The sequence below is a fragment of the Pedobacter sp. GW460-11-11-14-TSB4 genome (assembly GCF_059423705.1).
In genome coordinates this window covers 26,200-51,527 of record NZ_JBWKYI010000030.1, presented here as the reverse complement: position 1 = coordinate 51,527, position 25,328 = coordinate 26,200, and the positions used below count along the sequence as shown (strand labels likewise).

At 44.1% G+C, this 25,328-nt stretch carries 1 protein-coding gene; it reads left to right on the top strand.

The genetic code is table 11. The features are described 5' to 3' along the window. The first annotated feature begins 252 nt into the window (after nt 1–252). On the top strand, nt 253–25,314 hold the full coding sequence (locus tag AC07YT_RS21390) for a Calx-beta domain-containing protein (RefSeq protein ID WP_145954216.1): 25,062 nt from the start codon (nt 253–255) through the stop codon (nt 25,312–25,314). Nucleotides 25,315–25,328 lie beyond the last annotated feature (14 nt).

Sequence of the window (25,328 nt, the reverse complement as noted above, 5' to 3'; positions counted from 1 at the left end):
GACAAAAATCAAATTGATGTTTTTGTGTATAATTAATTATACGTATTTTAGATTTGCCGTAAAAATATTGATACTTAATAATATATCTTTGTATACTTTGATGAACAGAATGAACGGCTTAAATTAATTGCTCATAAAATTTTCAATTTTTAAAACCACAGGTTTTAAGATTACGTAAATATTTCTTGAAATAAAAACAGCTTTTTAGAACGATATCATTCTTAATGATACAGGTACCTATCATCCCAGCGTATGAATAAAAATTTACACTCTCTATCCCGCTATTCGCATATATTTTTTGGTGAGAAAATTAATTTAACAAAACAATTTGGTAGCTCTTTTGCTCGCTGGGTGGTTTTTTTGTTCGCTATTGTTATTTTCAACTTTGGGGCGGCGTTTGGGCAGACTTATAAAACTCATTACATTGCACCAGCGCCCTGGCAATATTGGAGTCAGGCAAACGAGTTAATTGTGACCACCAATACAGTTGGAACTACGGTTAACGTAAAAAAAAGTGATGGAACATTGGTTACCACGCTTACACCAACACCAGCAGCACCAGCAGTTTATCGTTTTGTGGGGAATCCTAATACGATATCCGCTAATGCACTAAATACGATACTTAACGATCGCGGGATTATTGTAGAGGGTAATAATCCCATTACGGTTAACATCCGCAATGTGGCTTCTGATGCCTATACGGATGCAAATATTAAGGGAAATTCGGCATTATTCAGTTTTGGCGATGCTGCAATAGGAACTTCTTTTAGGGTAGGTTATTACAGGGATGGATTGAGTAATGTGGTGTACAGTGTAATGGCGCTTGAAAACAACACCACGATTAAGTTAAATGGAACGGCAATAACGACTTTAAATACGGGCCAAAGTTATATTTTTCAAACCGCAATTGGTGGTTTGGTCGAAAGTTCGGCACCAGTTGTGATGAATTCGGGGTCTAATTTAGATTCTCCTGCAGGTTGTGGCGATGGGGTGTTTAATCCTGTTCCTCCTGTTACTTCCCTAGGTAGTGAATACCTGATTATCAGAAGTGCGGGTAACTCTACTGCTGAGCAAACCACCATTGTGGCTACGCAGGCCAATACAACACTTACAATTACCAATTACAATACTAATGGTTCGCTGGCTTCAACCAATTCTTATACATTGGTGGCTGCAGGTAGTTTCGTTACCATACCAAATGGGGTAGTAGGTAGTCAATATAGTTCATCGAGGGTATTATCTACAAAAAATGTTGTGGCCTATTCAGGTACTGCAACCAGTTGTGAAGTAGATATGCTTACCCTGGCACCGGTGGCTACCTGTGGTGGAAGTTTGGTCGCCAAAACATATAAATTCAGGAACAGTTCCGGGGGAGATTTAACCTATTTTGGTTACATCACCACGAAAAGTGCAACCGATAAAGTTTTGTTAACCACTACGGGGAGCAGTACAACCAACTATACCAATACCGATATAGAAACGATTGCTGGTGTGGGGGTAAGGAGACAGTTGGGAAGTACAGGGAACTATATTATCGATTTTACGAATGCCAATATCAATTCACCCGCTACACTAACCTTTACCAGCGGTACGCGGATGAATATTGCCATGGTGCAAACGGGTGGTGGTTATTCCATGTCTAATTTTATTACACCATTACCAGAACAAGCCTTAAAACCGATACTATCACAAACGGCCTGCAGCAGTGCTACCTTAAGCGCAGATCCAACTGGCATTGCCCCTTTTCAATGGTATTTTAATGGCGTGGCTATACCAGGAGCAACTGGTATGACTTATGCGCCAACTGAATCGGGAACTTATACCATTACTTCTAAATTAGATTGCGGTATCAGTGCGCAATCATTGCCTATTACCGTAGCCTTATGTAATGTAGACCGTGCGATTACCAAAACGGTAGATAATGCGACCCCTGCTGTAAACGGATCGGTAAAATTCACATTAACAGCTAGTAATATTGGTGTAGGTACGGCTTTGGGCGTTTCGGTTACCGATCTGTTAAAATCTGGTTATACCTACGTAAGCCATACGGCATCTACCGGAACATCCTATGTAAATACTACAGGCGTTTGGAACATCGGTTCGCTGGGGCCTAATGCATCAGCTACGCTGGTTATTACAGCCAAGGTAAATGCTTCCGGCGATTATAGCAATTCGGCAACCATTACAGGTACTCAGTCAGACCCAAATACAGCCAATGATGCAGTTACGATAAGTACTACGCCCATTACGGCAATATCATTAACTTCACCATCATCGCCTCCATCAGATGCGCAAACAGTATGTATTGGTACCGCCATTACTAACATTACTTATTCAATTGGAGGAACGGCAACAGGAGCCAATGTTGTAGGTCTGCCAGCGGGTATTACCCAAAATTATAATTCAAGCACAAAAATACTAACCATATCCGGCACACCAACTACGGCCACAAGCGGCGCTCAAAGTTATACGGTAACCACAACTGGAGGAAGCCCGAATGTGTCGGCTTCAGGAACCATACGGGTAAACGGTATAGTGGGTACTCCGGTGTTTGCTGCCGGAAGCACATCTACAAGATGTCAGGGAGCGGGTACGCAAACCTATACGGCCACGGCTGCGAACACCACCGGAATAACCTACAGCATCAACACTACCGGTTCGGAAGCTGTTATTAATGCTACTACCGGCGAGGTTACTTTTTCACCGCTATTTAATGGAACTGCAATTGTTACCGCTTCTGCAGCAGGGTGTACACCTAAAACGGCTACCCATACCATTACCGTTACCTCTACAGGAACAATCACGGGTGCATCGCCTGTTTGTAGTGGCAGCAACGGCACTTTAACCTTGGCTAATACAACTGCTACACCGGTTAGATGGGAATTTTCTACTGATAATGGTACTACCTGGAGTACTTATCTGCCTAATACAACTTCTACAACTTTAAACTATACCAACCTTAACGTAACCACATCTTTTAGGGCCATAGTAAGTGGAGGAGGTTGTACTAATGCACCGTCAACACCAGTAACCATAAGTGTAACCACAAGGCCCAGCATTTCAAATCAAAATTATAACCTGTGTGTATCGGGTTCTTTCAATTTTGCACCAGTTGAAGCACCAGCAGGTACAACTTATACCTGGTCTGCTCCTGTTATTAGCGGTGGCACGGTAACAGGTGCAACTACCGGAACAAATGCTTCCTCGGTTGCACAAACCTTAACCAATACCGGCACAACCACAGCTAACGTTGTTTATACGGTTACACCAACTAATGCGGGTTGTAGTGGTAGTACATTTACCATTACCACAGTAATCGGACCGAATATTTCAGCATCAGCTGGTAACCCGGCAACGCTTTGTAGCAACGGAACTTTCTCTGTTAGTCCAACATCGAGCAACGCAAATGTAAAATATACCTGGACAGCCAGTTTAATCAGCGGTAGCAACGTTACCGGATTTAGCGATGCGACTACAGCTGTAAGCGCGCCAATTAGCCAAACTTTGGTGAATAACTCAGCTGCCAGTGCAACTGTAAGGTATACGGTAACTCCGGTTTTAGACAATTGCAGCGGCAACACCTTTACATTTGATGTTACCGTACAGAGTGCGGTTACCCCTGGCACTATTGCCGCGAACCAAACCATTTGTGCCAATACCACACCAGCACCCATCAGCTCTACAGCTAACGGTACAGGAGCAGGCACCATAACTTACACCTGGGAAAATTCTACCAATGGCACTACCTGGAATGTGATTGCAGGAGCAACATCGGCTACATATGCGCCGGGAGCTTTAACCCAAACTACCCAATACCGCAGAACAACAGTATCTACCCTAAACGGAACGGTATGCCAATCGGCAACCACAAGTCCGGTTGTAATTACTGTAGGTACGGCAAGTACAATTACCACACAGCCAGTTAACCAAAATGTTAGGGCTTTATCTAATGTTACTTTAAATGTAGCCACAACTGGTGGTAGTGGTACCAGCCAATATCAATGGCAGCTTAGTACCAACAACGGGACTAATTTTACCAATATTAGCAATGGTAGTCTGTACAGTGGAGCAACCACCAATATCCTCACCATTACCGGGGTTAACAGTACCATGGAAGGTTACAAATACCGGGTGCTGGTTACGCAAACCGATAATGCTTGTGCGAGTGTCATTTCTAACGTAGTTAATCTTACAATAGATTCGGATCGCGATGGTGTACCGGATAGCATTGATCAGGATGATGATAATGATGGCATTCCGGATACTGTTGAGGGAATCAGTGATTTTGATAACGATGGAATTCCTAATTACCTGGATGTAGATTCGGATAACGATGGTATTGTAGATGCAATTGAATCGAACGGAAACCCAAATAACGATCCGGATAACGATGGTCGCTTTGGTATTGGTGCTTTTGTGGATACAGATGGCGACGGATTGGCCAATGCCGTTGATCCCAATAACGGGGGAACACCTTTGGTTATTCAGGATAAAGACAAAGATGGCAAGCCAAACTACCTGGATCTCGATTCCGATGGCGATGGAATACCAGATACTTATGAAGCGGCTTTTTATATTATAGATAGCGAAAACGATGGTATTATTGGTACGGGACCAATCGTTGATGCCGATAAAGATGGTCTTTCAGATTTGAACGACCCGGATTTTGTAACGATTAGTACATTGTTTAACCAGGACAGGGATTTTGATGGCCTTTCGAACTACCTGGATATCGATGCCGACAATGATGGCATTATTGATATTGTTGAAGGTTTACCAACCACTTTATATGTAGCGCCTAAAGGCCTGGATACGGATGGCGATGGGATAGATGATGCCTATGATGTAAATAATGGCGGAGCTATTTCTGGTTATTCTAATGCCGATGGAGGTAGTGCGCCGGATTATGTTGATACGGATGCTGAAAACGATGGATTTAGAGACTGGCTTGAAAATGCAGTAACCAGTCCATTAGAAGTCGACGTTAAAAATAATCAGACAGGTGCATCCACTCCGGATGGAATTATGGATTTGCTCCCTGATGCTGATGGTGATGGATTAGCTGACATTTATGATAACGACAATGGCAATACCAGTCCGATAGGTTATGCAACCAACGGAGGACAAACGCCGCTTTCGATGCCTGATGTTCAGGTGCCCGGAGGAGAAAGAGATTGGAGAAGCTCATCAGATTATGATAAAGATGGCGTGCCGGATGGGATTGATCTGGATGACGATAACGATGGTATTTTAGATACGGTAGATGGCATGACTGACACTGGAGGAAGGGATGGTTTACCAAATTACCATGACCTGGATTCTGATGGTGACGGTGTGCCGGATGTAATAGAAGCGGGTGGTTCAGATCCTGATAACAATGGTTTACCAGGAATCGGTTTAATCGGCCCTGCTAATGTAGATGCCAATGGTGTTCCATTAGCTGCTAACGGAGGTTATACGCCGCCAGATAAAGATGGTGATGGTGTGCCTAATTTCCTTGATCTTGATTCGGATAATGACGGTATTAACGATGTAATAGAAAATGGCGGACCAGATGTAGATGGCGATGGAAAAGTGGGTACAGGTTTAACCAACGATTTTGATAATGATGGTATTGTTGATATTGCAGATGACTACAATAACATTACGGGTACTTTAACTGGCGATCCTTCAGGTACTCCAGTAACAGTTAAAGATAACGATGGAGACGGTATTCCAAATTACCTCGATCTTGATTCAGATGGTGATGGTATTAAAGATTCGGTTGAAGGCGTAACCGATACGGATGGAGATGGTATTCCGAACTTCTTAGACCTTGATTCTGATGGTGATGGTATTCCAGATAATATTGAAGCACAAAGCACTGCTGGTTATCTTCCGCCTTCTGGTGTTGATGCCAATAACGATGGCTTAGATGATGCTTATGGAGCGGGTATTGTACCTGTAAATACAGATGGTGCAGATCAGGCAGATTACCTCGACTTAGATTCGGATAATGATGGCGATAGCGATACCATTGAAGCATATGATACCGATAATAATGGTATTGCTAATGTAGTGGCACTGGGTACCGATGCAGATAAAGATGGCCTGGATGATGCTTTTGATAATAATGATGCGGCCAATAATCCAACAAATGGCCAGAACCCTAATTCATTCCCTAATTTAGATACTCCGGCAACTGCTGAACGGGATTGGAGAGAAGATTACAATATTGCGCCAATTGCAACAGTGCCGGCTTCAATTTCAGTTGTTGAGGATACACCGAAGACAATAAGCGGAATCAGCTTTGCAGATGCCGATGCAGGCAACCTGAACGTTGTCGTTACATTAAGCGTTCCGTCGGGCCAGGGTACGATAAGCGCCACCAGCGAAGCGGGCATAGCCATTGCCGGTACAGGTACAAATGCAATTACAATTACCGGAAACATAAGCGCTATCAATACTTTTATTGCAGCCAATAAAGTAACCTATGCACCTTTAGCAAATGCAAATGGCAATGTTACCTTAACTGTAAATATTAACGATCAGGGCAATACAGGAGGACCGGCATTAACCGATACCAAAACGTTAACATTAAGTATTCAGCCGGTTAACGATATTCCTTCTGTAGCCAATGTGGCTAAAAATGGAACAGAAGATACCAATGTGGTTTTCACAGGTGCTGATTTTACTAATCAGTTTACCGATGTAGATGGTACATTGGCCAAAATACAGGTATTGAGTTTACCTCCAGCCGCACAGGGAGTCCTTAAATTAAATGGTGTTGATGTAACAATCGGACAAGAAATTACAACCGCAAATTTAGCTAATCTTGTTTTCGTGCCTGCACCTAACTTTAATGGTAATGTATCGTTTAGTTACAATGGCAGCGATGGACTTGCTTATGCAAATGCGCCGGCAAATGTGAACATTACTATTGCTGCGATTAATGATAATCCGGTAATCGCTGCAGTATCCAAAGCAGGTGCGGAAGATGTAACATTAAACTTTACAGCAAGCGATTTTACAGGCAACTTCACTGATGCAGATGGCGATGCACTAAATAAAATTCAGGTGGTAACCTTACCTCCAGCCAGCCAGGGGGTATTAAAACTGAACGGAACTAATATTGTTACCGGACAAGAAATAGCGGCAGTAGATTTGGCCAACATAACGTTTGTTCCTGCGCCAAACTTTAACGGTACAGTTACCTTTAAATGGAACGGTAGCGATGGCACAGCATATGCAACTGTACAAAATGATGTCAACATTATTATTGCACCAGTTAACGATTTGCCAACCATAGGCAATATTAACTTAACGACCGTAGAAGATGTTAATCTGCCATTTACTTTAGGAAATTTTACCAGCAATTTTAATGACATAGAAGGTGATGCCTTGTCAAAAATTCAGTTGTCAAACCTTCCTCCAATTGCACAAGGTACCATATTGCTCAATGGCTCGGCAGTATCGGCAGGTCAGGAGATACTGGCTTCTGAAATTCCCAATTTAGTTTTTGTTCCAGGCTTAAACTTTAATGGAAATGTTAGCTTTAACTGGGCCGGAAACGACGGTACATCTTACTCCGCAATTGCTGCGGTTAATATATCGGTTACACCAGTAAATGATGCACCGGTTGTTGATGATTTTGGTAAGTCAGGAGATGAGGATACCATTATTCCTTTTGCAATAACCGATTTTACCACCCGTTTCACCGATGTGGAGAATAGTGCTTTAAGCAAAATTCAGATTGTAAGTCTTCCAGCCAACGGTACACTTAAATTAAATGGTTTAAATATTACTGCAGGGCAGGAAATTAATAATGCTGACTTAGATAAAATCACGTTCGTACCTAATGCCAATTTTAATGGCTCAACAAGCTTTAGCTGGAATGGATCTGATGGAACAGTTTATGCTAATGTGGCTAAAAATGTTAACATAACGATCAATCCAATAAACGATGCACCTTCATTTACAAAAGGCGCCGACCAGCTAATCAATGCGAATGCAGGTGCACAAACCATCAACAATTGGGCTACAGCTGTTGTGGCTGGGCCGGCCGATGAGCTTGCAAGCCAAACGCTAAACTTTGTAGTCAGCAATAACAGCAACACTTCGTTTACAGTACAACCTGCTATAGACGCTTCAGGAAACTTAACTTATACACCTTCAGGAAACTTTGCGGGCAAGGTTACTGTAACGGTGGTGTTAAATGATAATGGAGGCACCGCAAATGGTGGTGTAGACCAAAGTGCAGCACAAACTTTTATCATTTCAATTAAACCTGTAGGACTAACCGATAACGCAAATACCTTAGTAAACACACCGGTTACTACCGATGTTAAAGCCAATGATGGTGCAACTGCCACCAACACTACGGTATTAGCAGGAAATGGTGCACATGGTACAACTTCAGTAGATGCAAGCGGAAAAGTAACCTATACACCAAATGCAGGTTATACCGGAACAGATAGTTATACTTATACCTTAACAACAGCCGATGGGGTAGTGAGCGATCCGGTTACGGTTAATGTGAGCATTTATCCAACTGTGGTATTGTCAGGACCTGCATCCGTTAACGAAAATGCAGGTGCGGTTAATTATACCCTTACCCTAACCGGAACGGCAGGAACAATTCTGGCATCGCCGGTAACGGTGCAAACCGGAATCACGCCGAATACCACTAATGCTGCTGATTATAACTTTAGTAGTTCGACTATTACTTTCCCTGCGGGATCGGTTGTTGGCGCAGCAAGTGGTACCATCACTTTCCCTGTTACGATAATTGATGATAATATACTGGAAAATACAGAAGATTACAGCGTTTCTATCGGATCGCTTACTGGTCCGGCATCTTTAGGCAATGCTAGTGTAAGCACCTCGATTGTGGATAACGATAATGCTGCTGTTGCCATCAACAATATTTCTGTTGCAGAAGATATAACGGGTGGTTTAGCTACTTTCACGGTAACCTTAACAGGAGCTGTACAAAACAGTTTCACCGTTAATTTTGCTACTGCCGATGGTACTGCGGTTCAACCGGGCGATTATACCGCAACTACCGGAACCGTTACCTTCCCGGCAGGGTCGGTAAATGGCGCTACGCAAACTTTTACCGTTCCGGTAATTAACGATAACATTACCGAAACCAGTGAAACCTTTACAGCTACACTTTCTGGAATAACCGGGCCGGCTACTATTGCTACTGCAACCGGAACAGCTACCATTACCGATAACGATGCCGCTACGGTAAGTATTTCGGCAACACCAGTTAGTTATGACGAAGCTGCCGGGACCGCTACATTTACGGTAACCTTAAACAATGCCATTCAAAATGCATTTACGGTTGATTATGCGACTGTAGATGGTACAGCCACAGCTGGGACAGATTATACGGCTAAAAACGGAACCATTACATTTGTGGCCGGATCAGCTGCAGGCGCAACCCAAACCTTTACTGTTGCCATTACGAACGATAATCTGGTCGAGTTAGGTGAAACTTTCGCTGCAACATTAAGCAATGTAACAGGCGGTTTGGTCACTATTGCTACCGGAACAGCTAATGCAACCATTACTGATAATGATAGCTCGGTTGCAAGCATTACTGCCGGAACTACAGGCAATGAAAATGGCCCAGTAAACGGAACCTTTACAGTAAACTTAAGTAATCCATCTTCTACAGATACGGAGATTACCTATACTTTGGGTGGGACAGCAACAGAAGGTGCTGATTACGATAACATTGTAACCAAAAAGATTATTATTCCTGCAGGCCAGACCAGCGGAACAATTACCATACCTGTTAAAACAGATTTGGCAGCAGAAGGAACAGAAACAGTTATTGCCACTCTTTTGGCTTCAAATAGTGCGCTGGTAAGTATCACCACTACTCCAGCAGATAAAACGGCAAGCATTAACATTCTGGATAACAACACGGCAACGGTTAGTATTTCGACTAGTCCAACCAGTATCGACGAGGCTGCCGGAACGGCTACATTTACGGTAACGCTTAACAGTGCCGTTCAGGGTGCATTTGATGTCACCTATACCACCACAAATGGAACAGCAATTGCCGGACTTGATTATACCGCTACCAGCGGAACCTTAAACTTCCCGGCAAATTCTGCTGCGGGCGCTACCTTAACATTTACCGTTCCAATAAATAACGATAATCTGGTTGAACCAGGCGAAACCTTCAATGGAACCTTAACCGGTGTAACAGGTGGACTGGTAACCATCGGTACTGCAATTGCGCCGGTAACCATTACGGATAACGATACTTCCGTTGCGACCATTGCAGCAGGTGTAAACGGTAACGAAACCGGACCAATAAAAGGAACCTTTGTGGTAACCTTAAGCAATCCGGCATCAACCGATACACAATTAACCTATACTTTAGGCGGAACAGCAACCGAAGGAAGCGATTACTCAACGGTAGTCACCAAAACCATTACCATTCCTGCTGGACAAACTACAGGAACCATTACCCTTGATGTGCAGCCTGATGCGGTTACCGAAAGTACAGAAACGATAACGGCCACTTTAGCCACTTCGAATAATGCGGTAACTGTAAATACGACGCCGGCCAGTATCAATATTATTGATGCCAATACAGCGAGTATCAGTATTTCTACTACGCCTACCATCAATGAAACTGCGGGAACGGCAACTTTTACTGTTACCCTGAACAATGCGGTTCAAAACCCGTTTAGTGTAAATTACAGCACAGCTGATGGTACTGCATTGGCAGGTTTAGATTATACAGCTACCAGCGGAACATTAATCTTCCCGGCAAATGCTGCTGCAGGAAGCACATTAACTTTTACGGTTCCGATAAACAACGATGTTATTGCTGAAGCATCCGAAACCTTTACCGCTACCCTAAGCGGAGTTACAGGAGGAGTGGTGATTATCAGCAATGCTACCGCCACTGCAACTATTGTTGATAACGATGCAGCAACGGTATCCATTACTGCAGGAACATCAGGAAACGAAAACGGACCTGTCAACGGAACCTTTACCGTAACCTTAAGTAATCCATCTTCAACAGATACCGAAATTACCTATACTTTAGGTGGTACCGCAACAGAGGGAACTGATTACTCAACAATAGCCAAAACCATTATTATTCCGGCAGGGCAAACTACCGGAACAATCACAATTCCAGTTCAAACCGATTTACTGGTTGAAGGAACAGAAACGGTGGTGGCCACCCTGGTATCTACAACCAGTGCATTGGTAAACGTTTCACCAATTCCTGCTGATAAAACGGCAACAATTAATATTACCAATAATACAACTGCAAGCATAACCGTAGCGGCAACCAATGATGGTGCTGAACCAGGTACGCCAGGCTTGTTTACCTTCACCTTAAGTAATGCTGCCACAACCGATACACAGGTTACTTTTGCAGTAAGCGGAACAGCAAGTAGTGGAACAGATTATACTTCGCTGGGTACAACAGTAATCATCCCGGCCGGACAAACCAGCAAAACCGTACAGGTATTGGTGCAGGACGATACTTTTGTGGAGCCAGGAGAAACCGTTATTTTAACCATGACGGCCGCAACCAGCAATCCGGCCATTACGGCAAGTACCATTCCTGCAACGGTAAATATTGCAGATAACGATCAGGCAACGGTAGCAATCAACAATGTATCGTTAGTGGAAAATGCTGGTAATGCCACCTTTACGGTAACCTTAACCGGTAATGTTCAGGATGCATTTACCGTAAATTATTCAACGGCCAACGGAACGGCAATTGCAGGTTCTGATTATACGGCAACAACGGGTAGTGTAACTTTCCCTGCGGGCTCTGTTTCAGGTGCGACGCAAACTTTCAATATTCCGGTGATTAATGATGCCATTACCGAAAGTGCCGAAAACTTCACCGTAACCTTAAATAGTATTAGTGCCGGATCGGCAGTAACGATTCCTGCGGCAGGAGCAACAGGAACAGCCAGTATTACCGATGATGATGCAGCAAGTGTAGCTATTAACAGTGTTTCTGCTTTAGAAAACGTTGGCAGCATGGCCTTCACGGTAACATTGACCGGAAATATACAGGATGCACTTTCAATCAATTATACCACTGCTGACAATTCAGCAATTGCAGGGTCTGATTATACCGCTCAAACAGGTGTAGTTACTTTCCCTGCGGGTTCTGTTTCAGGTGCTACGCAAACTATTCTTATTCCGGTAACAAACGATAACATCACTGAAAGTATTGAAACCTTCAAAGTAACCTTAAGTGGTGCCAGTGCTCCGCTTAGCATTACGCAGGCCGAAGGAATTGGAACCATTAATGACAATGATGTGGCGACAGTAAGTATCTCTGCCACGCCAGCCAGTATCGATGAAGCAGCAGGAACAGCGACCTATACCGTAACTTTAAGCAATGCCGTTCAGGCAGGTTTTAGTGTCGATTATGGCACTTCGAACGGTACGGCTATTTCGGGTAGCGATTATACCGCTGCAACCGGTACCTTAAACTTCCCTGCGGGATCGTTGGCAGGTGCTACTTTAACCTTTACGGTTCCGATTACGAACGATAATGTAGTTGAGCCGAACGAAACCATTAATGCTACAATTAGTAATGTGACAGGTGGTTTGGTAACCATTGCAACCAGCACGGCTACAGTTACCATTACCGATAATGATACTTCGGTAGCCACCATTAGTGCAGCTACCAATGGAAACGAAAACGGACCGGTAAACGGAACCTATACAGTAACCTTAAGTAATCCATCGGCAACTGATACGCAGCTTACTTATAGCTTAAGCGGATCAGCCAGCGAAGGGACAGATTACAGTAATATCGTAACCAAAACCATCACTATCCCTGCAGGTCAAACTACGGGAACGATCACCATTCCGGTATTAACCGATGCCTTGGTGGAGGGTACCGAAACTGTAGTGGCCACATTAACTGCCAGTAATAATACCGCTGTTACGGTAAGCAATACCCCGGCGAGCATTAATATTGCCGATAATACAACGGCTACGGTAACCGTTGCGGCGAGTGCTGATGGTGCCGAGCCAGGCACACCTGGTCAGTTTACCTTTACCTTAAGTAATGTATCTGCAACGGATACGCAGATTACCTATTCAGTGAGTGGAACAGCTGGCAGCGGGGCCGATTATACTTCGATTGGTACTACGGTAACCATTCCGGCCGGACAAACAACAGCAACCGTATCAGTTCCCGTATTGGATGATAATATTGCAGAAGGTAGCGAAACGGTAATCTTAACCATGACGGCTGCCACAAGTAATGCTGCTATTACAGCAAGTACAACACCAGCTATTGTTAATATTACTGATAATGATAGTTCAGTTGCAAGCATTACAGCAGGCATTGCAGGAAATGAAAACGGACCCGTGAACGGTACCTTTACGGTAATCTTAAGCAATCCATCTTCAACCGATACACAGCTCACCTATACTTTAAACGGAACAGCAACCGAAGGCAATGATTATACTGCAATCGTAACCAAAACCATTACCATTCCTGCGGGTTCAACTACCGGTACGATTACCATTCCGGTGTTAAGCGATGCAACAGTGGAAGGAACGGAAACCGTTGTTGCGGCATTAGCTACATCCGGAAATCCGTTGGTAACCGTAAATAATACAGCTGCAAGCATTAATATTAACGACAATAATGCCGCTACCGTAAGTATTTCTGCCACACCAGCGAGTATAAACGAAGCCGATGGAACAGCAACATTCACAGTTACTTTAAGTGCAGCTGTTCAGAACGCATTTACAGTTGATTATGCAACCAACAATGGCACTGCAATAGCCGGAGTAGGCTTAGACTATACCGCCACAAGCGGAACATTAACTTTCCCTGCCGGATCTCCTGCCGGGGCAACTTTAACCTTTAGCGTTCCGGTTAATAATGATAACCTCCTTGAACCAAATGAAACGTTCAACGCGACAATCAGTAATGTAACAGGTGGTTTAGTAAGCATTGCAACCAGTACTGCTACGGTAACCATGACCGATAATGATACTTCGATAGCAACAATTACTGCAGGTTTAAACGGCGATGAAACTGGTCCGGTAAACGGAACATTCACTGTAACCTTAAGTAATCCATCTTCAACTGATACACAGCTGACCTATAATTTAGGTGGATCAGCAACCGAAGGAAGCGATTATTCGGCCATTGTAACCAAAACCATTACCATTCCAGCAGGACAGACTACAGGAACGATCACCATCCCGGTGTTAGCAGATGCTGTTAGCGAAAGCATTGAAACCGTTATCGGAACTTTAGCCAGCTCAAGCAATCCATCGGTAAACATCAGTGCAACAGCTGCATCAATCAATATCCTTGATGCCAATACTGCGAGTGTAAGTATTTCGACTACACCTACGGTAAATGAAGCCGATGGAACAGTAACCTTTACTGTAACCTTAAACAACGCGGTTCAAAATGCATTTACTGTAGATTATACAACAACCAACGGGACTGCAATTGCTGGGGCAGATTATACCACGCAGACCGGAACTTTAAGCTTCCCGGCAAATGCTGCGGCAGGTGATAAGTTAACTTTTACCGTTCCGATCAATAACGATAATATTGCCGAGTCAGCTGAAACTTTTAGCGCAACATTAAGCAATATTACAGGCGGTGTGGTGTTAATCAGCAATGCCACAGCCACCGCAACTATTGTTGATAATGATGTTTCAGAAGCCACGATTACTGCGGGAATACCAGGCGATGAGAATGGACCTGTAAACGGAACCTTTACGGTAAGCTTAAGCAATCCATCATCGGCAGATACACAGCTTACCTATACTATAGCTGGAACTGCAACCGAAGGAAGTGATTTCACCACCATAACCAAAACCATTATTATCCCGGCGGGAGAAACCACAGGAACCATTACGATTCCCGTATTAACCGATGCCATAGTAGAAGGAACAGAAACCGTAACAGCTACGTTAACCACCTCTGGAAATCCATTGGTAACGATCAGCAATAGCCCTGCAACTATAAATATAGCTGACAACACTACAGCCACAGTAACGGTATCGGCAACCAATGATGGAGCAGAGCCAACTACACCAGGTTTATTTACGTTTACCTTAAGTAATGTCTCAACTACAGATACACAGATTACCTATAGTGTGGGTGGAAGCGCAATAAGCGGATTAGATTATACTGCAATAGGATCTACAGTTACTATCCCTGCCGGACAAACCACGGCAACGGTAAGTGTACCGGTATTGAACGACAATATTGCAGAAGGTACGGAAACCGTTATTTTGACGATGGCACCCACGACCAGCAACGCTTCAGTTACGGCCAGCACGACTCCTGCAACCGTTAATATTACAGATAATGATACTTCAGTAGCCACCATTACTGCAGGTACACCAGGTAATGAAAATGGACCTTCTGATGGTACATTTACGGTTACTCTAAGTAATCCATCTGCGCAGCCAACTACTTTAACTTACACTTTAAGTGGAACAGCTACTGAAGGCAGCGATTACAGTACCATTGTAACGAAAACCATTACCATCCCGGCCGGACAAACTACGGGTACTATTACCATTCCGGTATTAAGCGATAATATTGTCGAGGATACAGAAACCGTAATTGCAACTTTAACCAACTCGGGCAATCCGCTGGTAACCGTAAGCAATACGCCTGCAAGCATTAACATTAGCGATAATACCACAGCAACCGTAACCGTAGCTGCTACAACGAATGGGGCAGAACCTGCAACACCAGGTTTGTTTACCTTTACCTTAAGCAATGTAGCGACCACTGATACACAGATTAGCTATACGGTAACCGGAACAGCTACAAGTGCTGGAGATTACACCGCTATCGGGACAACGGTAACCATCCCTGCCGGACAAACCACTGCAACGGTAAGTGTACCGGTATTGGATGATAATATTGCAGAAGGTATGGAAACCGTTATTTTAACCATGACCGCTGCAACCAATAATGCTTCGGTTACGGCAAGTACAATACCGGCTACTGTTAACATTACAGATAATGATACGGCCATAGCCAGCATTGCTGCAGGAACAGATGGTGCTGAAAACGGCCCTGTAAATGGAACATTTGTGGTTACCTTAAGCAATCCTTCTTCGCAGCCAACCACCATTACCTATACTATTGGCGGAACAGCAACAGAGGGTAGCGATTACAGTCCGATTGTAACTCAAAGCATCACGATCCCAGCCGGACAAACTACAGGTACCATTACCATTCCGGTATTAAGCGATAATATTGTAGAAGGACCAGAAACCGTGGTCGTTACCTTAACCAATTCGGGTAATCCATTGGTAACGGTAAACAATACGCCTGCTAGCATCAGTATTGCTGATCAAACTACCGCTACCGTAACAGTAACCGCTACTGCAAATGGGGCAGAGCCAGCTACTGCAGGTCAGTTTACATTCACCTTAAGCAACGTTTCTACAACGGATACGCAGATTACCTATTCGGTAGGTGGAACTGCTACAAGTGGAGGCGATTATACTGCTATCGGTACAACGGTAACTATTCCGGCCGGACAAACTACTGCTACGGTGAGCGTACCGGTATTGAACGACGACCTGGTAGAAGGAAACGAAACGGTGCTATTAACCATGTCTGCTATGACAAATAATAGTGCTATTACAGCAAGTACCACACCAGCAACGGTTAACATTACAGATAACGATACCGCAATTGCCACCATTACCGCCGGAACAAGTGGTAATGAGAGCGGCCCGGTAAACGGCACATTTACGGTAACTTTAAATCATCCATCAGCAACTGATACACAGCTTAGTTATACGGTAGGAGGAACTGCAACAGAAGGTGGTGATTATACCCCAATTGTGAAAACCATCACCATTCCTGCTGGTCAAACTACCGGAACCATTATTATTCCGGTATTGGCAGATGCGATAGTAGAAGGCGCAGAAACGGTTGTTGTAACTTTGGGTACTTCAAACAACCCATTGGTTAGCGTAAATAATAACCCTGCCACTATTAATATTCTGGATAACAACACGGCTAGTGTAAGCATTTCTACCACACCAACAATAAATGAGGCAGCTGGAACGGCAACGTTCACCGTTACTTTAAGTACAGCAGTACAAAACTCATTCAGTGTTGATTATAAAACGGTAGATGGAACCGCTACAGCTGGTTTAGATTATACCGCAACAACAGGTACATTGATGTTCCCTGCAAATTCGCCGGCAGGTGCAACATTAACGTTTACTGTTCCGGTTAATGATGATAATCTGGTTGAGCCATCAGAAACTTTGAGCGCTGTACTAAGCAATATTCAAGGTGGATTGGTAACCATCGGAACGTCAACAGCATTGGTTACCATTACCGATAACGATACCGCTGTGGCCAGCATTGCTCCAGGTACCAATGGTAGCGAAACTGGTCCGGTTAGCGGAACATTTGTCGTAACCTTAAGTAATCCATCGGCTACCGATACACAGATTACCTATACTTTGGGCGGATCTGCAACAGAGGGCATCGATTACACGACCATCGTAACCAAAACGATTACGATCCCTGCAGGGCAGACTACCGGAACAATCAGTATTCCTGTAATTGTTGATGCCGTAGCAGAAAGCACCGAAACGGTTATTGCGACTTTGGGTACTTCGAATAACCCTGCCATTTCGGTAAATACTGTGCCTTCGAGCATCAATATTCTCGATGCCAATACCGCCAACGTAAGTATCTCGATCAACGCGGCCAGCATTGGCGAAGCAGTTGGTACAGTAACGTTATCGGTTACCTTAAATATTGCGGTTCAAAATAGCTTTACTGTTGATTATAAAACAGCGAATGGCACGGCCTTATCGGGATTAGATTACACTGCAACCAGTGGAACCATAACCTTCCCGCCAAATTCGCCGGCAGGTACAGTATTCGATGTCGTTATTCCGATAATTGATGATCACCTGATCGAAAATTCAGAAGCGTTTACTGTTGGATTAAGTAATGTGGTAGGGGCAGACGTTGCCATTGGCGCAAGTCCGGCGACAGTAAATATTGCTGATAATGATAGTGCTGTAGCCACCATCACTGCTGGTACCAATGCCAATGAAAATGGTTTGGTAAACGGGCTGTTTAACGTTACGCTAAGCAATCCGTCAGCCACACCTACAACCTTAACTTTCGGTTTAACCGGATCAGCAACAGAAAGCGCCGATTATGGTGCCATTACGAAAACAATCATCATTCCTGCAGGTGAAACCACCGGAAGCATCTCTATTCCGGTAATGAAAGATGTATTGGCGGAAGGTACAGAAACGGTAATTGCAACCTTAACAGCTTCGAGCAATCCGGTAATTACAGTGAATAATACACCTGCAACAATAAATATCATTGATGAAGATGTGGCCAAAGTAAGCATATCTGCTACACCAGTAATTAACGAAAATGCAGGTACAGCAACCTTCACCGTAACCTTAAATACGGCCGTGCAGAATAGCTTCAGCGTAAATTATGCTACAGCCAACGGTACTGCCATATCAGGTGCCGACTATACGGCTACCAGCGGAACTTTAACTTTCCCTGCCAACTCATTAGCGGGTGCCACCTTAACGTTTACGGTTCCGGTTAACGATGATAATCTGGTTGAACCATCAGAAAACTTAAGTGCCACACTCAGCAATGTTACGGGTGGTGTGGTTACGCTTGGTACATCATCGGCAACTGTTACCATTACGGATAATGATACTTCGGTCGCAAGCATCAGTGCCGGTACAAACGGAAACGAAAACGGACCTGTAAACGGATCATATACCGTAACTTTAAGCAATCCATCATCTACCGATACCCAGATTACTTTCACTGTTGGCGGTACCGCTACAGAAGGCAACGATTATACTGCGATTACCAGAACCATTACCATACCGGCAGGTCAAACTGTTGGAACAATAATGGTTCCTGTGGTCACTGATTTAGTTGTAGAAGGAAATGAAACCGTAATTATTACCTTAACGAGTACCAATAATCCTTTGGTAAGCGTAAGCAATACGCCTGCAAGCATTAATATTCTGGATAACAATTCAGTAGCGGCCAGTATATCGCTGTTCCAAAGTAATGTAGATGAAGCTTCGGGCACTGCAACCTTTACCGTAACCTTAAGCGGGGCAGTACAGAATGCATTTAGCGTTGATTATAATACTTCGAACGGAACGGCCACCGCTGGTTTAGATTATGTAGCAACCAGCGGAACATTAACATTCCCTGCAGGTTCGGCAGCGGGTTCGAGCTTAACCTTTACCGTACCGGTTATTGACGATAATCTGGTAGAACCAAGTGAAACTTTCAATGGAATAATCAGTAACGTAACGGGTGGATTGGTTACTATTGCAGACGGTTCGGCTACAGTAACCATTACCGATAATGATTCGTCAGTAGCAAGCATTACGCCAGGTACTACAGGAAATGAAAACGGACCAGTAAACGGAACATTTACCGTTACTTTAAGCAAACCGGCATCTACTGATACACAGATTACTTATACTTTAAGTGGAACGGCAACTGAAGGAAGTGATTATGCTACGGTAACCAAAACCATCACCATTCCTGCTGGTCAAACTACTGGAACGATTATCATTCCGGTATCGGCCGATGCAATTGTTGAAGGAACTGAAACGGTTTTAGCAACACTAACGGCCTCTGGAAATCCATTGGTAACCATAAGCAACACCTCAGCAACGATTAACATCTTAGATAATACAGATGGGGTAGTAACGGTAGCTGCAACAGCAGATGGTGCTGAGCCTGCTACGCCGGGTCAGTTTACCTTTACGCTAAGCCGTGTATCAGCAACGGATACCAAAATTACCTATTCGCTAAGTGGAACGGCAATCAGTGGAACCGATTATACCGCTATTGGTAATACGGTAACCATTCCTGCCGGACAAACGACGGCGACTGTATCGGTACCAGTATTAAATGATAATATTGTGGAAGGAACCGAAACGGTTGTATTAACCATGAATGCTACCACCAACAACGGTTCGATCCTTGCAAGCACAACGCCAGCAACCGTGAATATTACCGATAGTGGTTCTTCAATTGCTTCTATAACAGCCGGTACAAATGGTAACGAAAATGGTCCGGCTAACGGAACATTCACCGTTACCTTGAATAATCCTTCAGCTACCGATACCCAGATTACCTATACCTTAACAGGAACGGCTACCGAAGGCAGTGATTATGCAACAATTGTAACCAAAACCATTACCATCCCTGCAGGTCAAACCAGCGGAACGATTACCATTCCGGTATTAAGCGATGCATTGGCAGAAGGTACGGAGAACGTGATGGCTACATTACTAACTTCTGGTAACCCTTTAATTACCGTAAGTAATGTTCCAGCAAGCATTAATATTATTGATAACAATGCTGCAACAGTGAGCATCTCAACTGATCCATCTATCAATGAATCAGCAGGTACAGCTACATTTACAGTAACACTAAATGCTGCTGTTCAAAATGCGTTTACGGTAGGTTACACCACAAGCGATGGAAATGCAACTGCCGGTTTCGATTATACAACAACCAGCGGAACCTTAACTTTCCCTGCAGGTGCTGCGTTAGGTACAAGCCTGACATTTACCGTTCCAGTTAACGACGACAATATTGTTGAACTGAATGAAACGTTTAGCGGTACAATTAATAATGTATCAGGCGGAGTGGTAACCATTGGTATAAGTACAGCAACCGCTACCATTATCGATAACGATACTGCAGTGGCTACCATTACGGCAGGTATTGACGGTAACGAAAACGGCCCTGCAAATGGAACGTTCATAGTAACCTTGAGCAAAGCATCGGCTACCGATACTCAGCTTACCTACACTTTAGGTGGTACAGCAACCGAGGGTAGTGATTATACTGCGATTACCAAAACGATTACCATTCCTGCTGGTCAAACTACCGGAACCATTAATATTCCGGTATTAACCGATGCAGTTGTAGAAGGTACTGAAAATGTTATTGCTACTTTAACGGCTTCAGGAAATCCACAGGTAACCGTTAGCAATGTTGCGGCAACCATTAACATTGCCGATAACAATAATGCAACGGTAAGTATTTCTACAAGTCCAACAGTTAACGAAGCAGCAGGTACAGCTACCTTTACCGTAACCTTAAATGCAGCTGTTCAAAATTCATTTACAGTTGATTATGTTACTGGTAATGGAACAGCACAGGCAGGATTAGACTACACCACCACAAACGGAACATTAACCTTCCCTGCAGGTGCTGCGGCTGGTGCTACCTTAACGTTTACCGTTCCGGTTAACGATGATGATATTGTTGAAACGAACGAAACATTTAGCGCAAGCATTAGCAATATAACTGGTGGATTGGTAACTATTGCCACAAATACGGCAAGCACAACCATTATCGATAACGATGCTTCTGTCGCGACAATTACAGCCGGAATAAACGGTAACGAAACTGGTTCTGTAAATGGAACCTTTACCATAACGCTAAGCAAAGCATCTGCTACGGATACACAGCTTACTTATACCTTAGGTGGTACAGCAACAGAAGGTAGTGACTATAGTCCGGTTGTAACTAAAACTGTAACGATTCCTGCTGGTCAGACGACTGCAACCATTACGATTCCGGTATTGGGCGATGCGCTTGTGGAAGGAGCAGAAACCATAATCGCTACCTTAACCGGTTCGGGTAACCCGGCGGTAACGGTAAACAATGTTCCGGCAACAATTAATATTCTCGACGGATCAAATACAACAGTTACCGTAAGCGCAACTGCCGATGGAGCTGAACCTTCAACACCTGGTCAGTTTACCTTTACTTTAAGTAATGTATCAACAACCGATACCCAGATTGCTTATACCGTAACGGGTACGGCAACAAGTGGTGCAGATTATACTTCAATTGGTACAACAGTAACCATACCTGCCGGACAAAAAACAGTAACCGTTGCTGTTCCGGTTCTTGATGATAATCTTAACGAAGGAAACGAAACGGTCATCTTAACGATGAATGCAATAACCAATAATGCATTAATCACCGCAAGTACCATACCTGCTACCGTTAACATTAGAGATAACCGTGCACCTGTTGCCACCGCGCCAGTCATCACGACTCCTGAAGACAGCCCGGTTAACGGAACAATTACCGCTACTGATGCCGATGGCGATCCACTTACTTTCACGGTAAGCACGCCTCCTGCACACGGAACGGTAGTGGTAAATGCTGATGGTACCTACACTTATACGCCAGCCACAAATTATAACGGTACCGATACATTCACGGTAACCGTTAGTGATGGCAAAGGTGGTACCACTACAGTAACCGTTTCTGTAACCGTAAATCCGGTTAATGATGTGCCTGCTGCAACTGCACCAGCCATCATCACCAATAAAAATACGCCATTTAACGGTACCATTACAGCCAGTGATGTAGATGGCGATCCGTTAAGCTTCACGGTCACTACACCTCCTGCACACGGTACTGTCGTGGTAAATCCAGATGGAACATATACTTATACACCAGCCAATAATTACAGTGGTACGGATGTATTTACCGTAACGGTAAGCGATGGAAAAGGTGGAACAGCTACCGTAACAATCAACGTAACGGTTAACCCAACCAATGTTGCTCCAGTAGCAACTGCACCAACGGTTATCACTAACGAAGATGCTTCAGTTAACGGAACAATTACCGCTACTGATGCAGATGGCGATCCACTTACTTTCACGGTAAGCACGCCTCCGGCTCATGGAACGGTAGTGGTAAATGCTGATGGTACCTACACTTATACGCCAGCTACAAACTATAACGGTACCGATACGTTCACGGTAACCGTTAGTGATGGCAAAGGTGGTACCACTACAGTAACGGTATCGGTAACCGTAAATCCGGTTAATGATGTACCTGTTGCAACTGCACCGGCCATCATCACCAATAAAAATACGCCAGTTAACGGTTCCATCACGGCCAGTGATGTAGATGGCGATCCATTAAGCTTCACCGTCACTACGCCTCCGGCTCACGGTACTGTCTTGGTAAATCCGGATGGAACATATACTTACACACCGGCCAATAATTACAGTGGTACCGATGTATTTACCGTAACGGTAAGCGATGGAAAAGGTGGAACAACTACCGTAACAATCAACGTAACGGTTAACCCAACCAATGTTGCTCCAGTAGCAACTGCACCAACGGTTATCACTAACGAAGATGCTTCAGTTAACGGAACAATTACCGCTACTGATGCAGATGGCGATCCACTTACTTTCACAGTAAGCACGCCTCCGGCTCACGGAACGGTAGTGGTAAATGCTGATGGTACCTACACTTATACGCCAGCCACAAACTATAACGGTACAGATACATTCACGGTAACTGTTAGTGATGGCAAAGGTGGTACCACTACAGTAACGGTATCGGTAACCGTAAATCCGGTTAATGATACACCTGTTGCAACTGCAGCAACCATTACTACACCGCAAAATACAGCAAGCAACGGAACAATAACCGCAAGCGACGTAGATGGCGATGCACTGACCTTTACAGTAAGCACCCCGCCGGCACATGGTACAGTAGTGGTAAATACCGATGGTACTTATACTTATACACCAACTCCGGGTTATGTCGGTAATGATACTTTCAGCATAACGGTAAGTGATGGCAAAGGTGGTACCACAACCGTAACTGTTCCGGTAACAGTAACCTTAGTACCAGCTCCGGCAATGAGTTTAACCAAAGCAGCTACCAATACGGTGAGCAAAGTTGGCGATGTAATTAATTACAACATTGTGGTAACCAACACGGGTAATGTAACCTTAACCAATGTGGCGGTTTCAGATGCTGGTGCCGATGCGGGATCAATTATTCCGCTTAGTATTGCCAGCCTGGCGCCAGGTGTAAGTGTTACGGTAACTGCAAGGCACACCCTTACCTTAACCGAGGTGAATGCAGGTTCATTTAGCAATCAGGCTTCAGCAACTGCACAAACGCCTGGTGGTGGTACTATAAACAAACCACGGTCTGATGATCCGGGTACGCTGGCTGCAGATGATGCTACGGTAACCTTAATTGCTCCGGCTTCTACCATTACCCTGGTTAAAACAGGAACGTTAAGTGCCGATGGAAATAGTATCACTTATAATTTCAGTGTTAAAAACACCGGAAATGTAACCTTACACATTATTACGCTGGTCGATGCTAAACTTGGACTGAACAGGGTGATCCCAGGTACGCTTGCTCCGGGTGCTACTGTAACCGACAGTTATGTTTATCAGTTAACACAAGCAGATAAAGATGCCGCAAGCGTAACCAATAGTGCAACCATCACTGGTCAAACACCGGCAAATGTTTCGGTTACCGATATCTCGGGTACAGCCGAAAATAACAATACGCCAACTGTAACACAGATTCCGGTTATGGGCGCTATCGCTTTGGTTAAAACAGCGGCATTTAGTGGTAATCAGGTAACCTATACCTTTACCATCAAGAACACGGGAACCAATACTTTAAATACCATAACCTTAACCGATGCAAAACTTGGCTTAAGCAATAAGGTAATTGCAGTACCTGGTGGTTTAGCCCCTGGAACCGCTATAACCAATGTGGAAGTATATACTTTAACACAGGCCGATAAAGACCTGGGAACAGTAACCAATACCGCTACGGTAAATGCCAAAACACTTGGTGGTGTGAATGTATCCGATGCTTCGGGAACTTCCGAAAATAATAATACCGCAACCGTTATCACATTCCCTAAATCGCCGAAAGCGGTTGATGATGTGGGCGGTACGGTAGCAAATAAATCGGTTACCATTAATGTATTGGCAAATGACGATCCTGGAAATTCTACACTTGATAAATTAACGGTAGAAATTGTAGGTCAGCCTCAGCATGGTAAAGTAACGGTGAACGCTGATGGTACCATTACCTATACCCCTGATCCAGGTTACACCGGTGATGATACTTTTACCTACAGAGTGAAAGATGCCTTTGGCTATTACACCAATGTGGCAGCAGTAACTTTAACGGCTAACTTCGCCGGGCTCACCATACCTAACCTGTTTACGCCAAACGGTGATGGTATAAATGATACCTTCGAAATCCTGGGCATCAACCAATATCAGGTTAATGAACTGCAGATTGTTAACCGTTGGGGTAACGAGGTATTCCGTGCCAAAGGCTATCAGAATAACTGGACAGGCGAGGGCTTGAATGAAGGCACTTATTACTACTTACTGCGTGTTAAAAAAGCAGGAAGCGATCAGTACGAAGTGTTTAAAGGTTACATTACATTAATCAGAGCGTTTAAAAAATAAGATATGAGGCTTTG

Coding starts and splice junctions, on each gene's coding strand:
- AC07YT_RS21390 (WP_145954216.1), top strand. CDS start 253: ATGAATAAAAATTTACACTCTCTATCCCGCTATTCGCATATATTTTTT.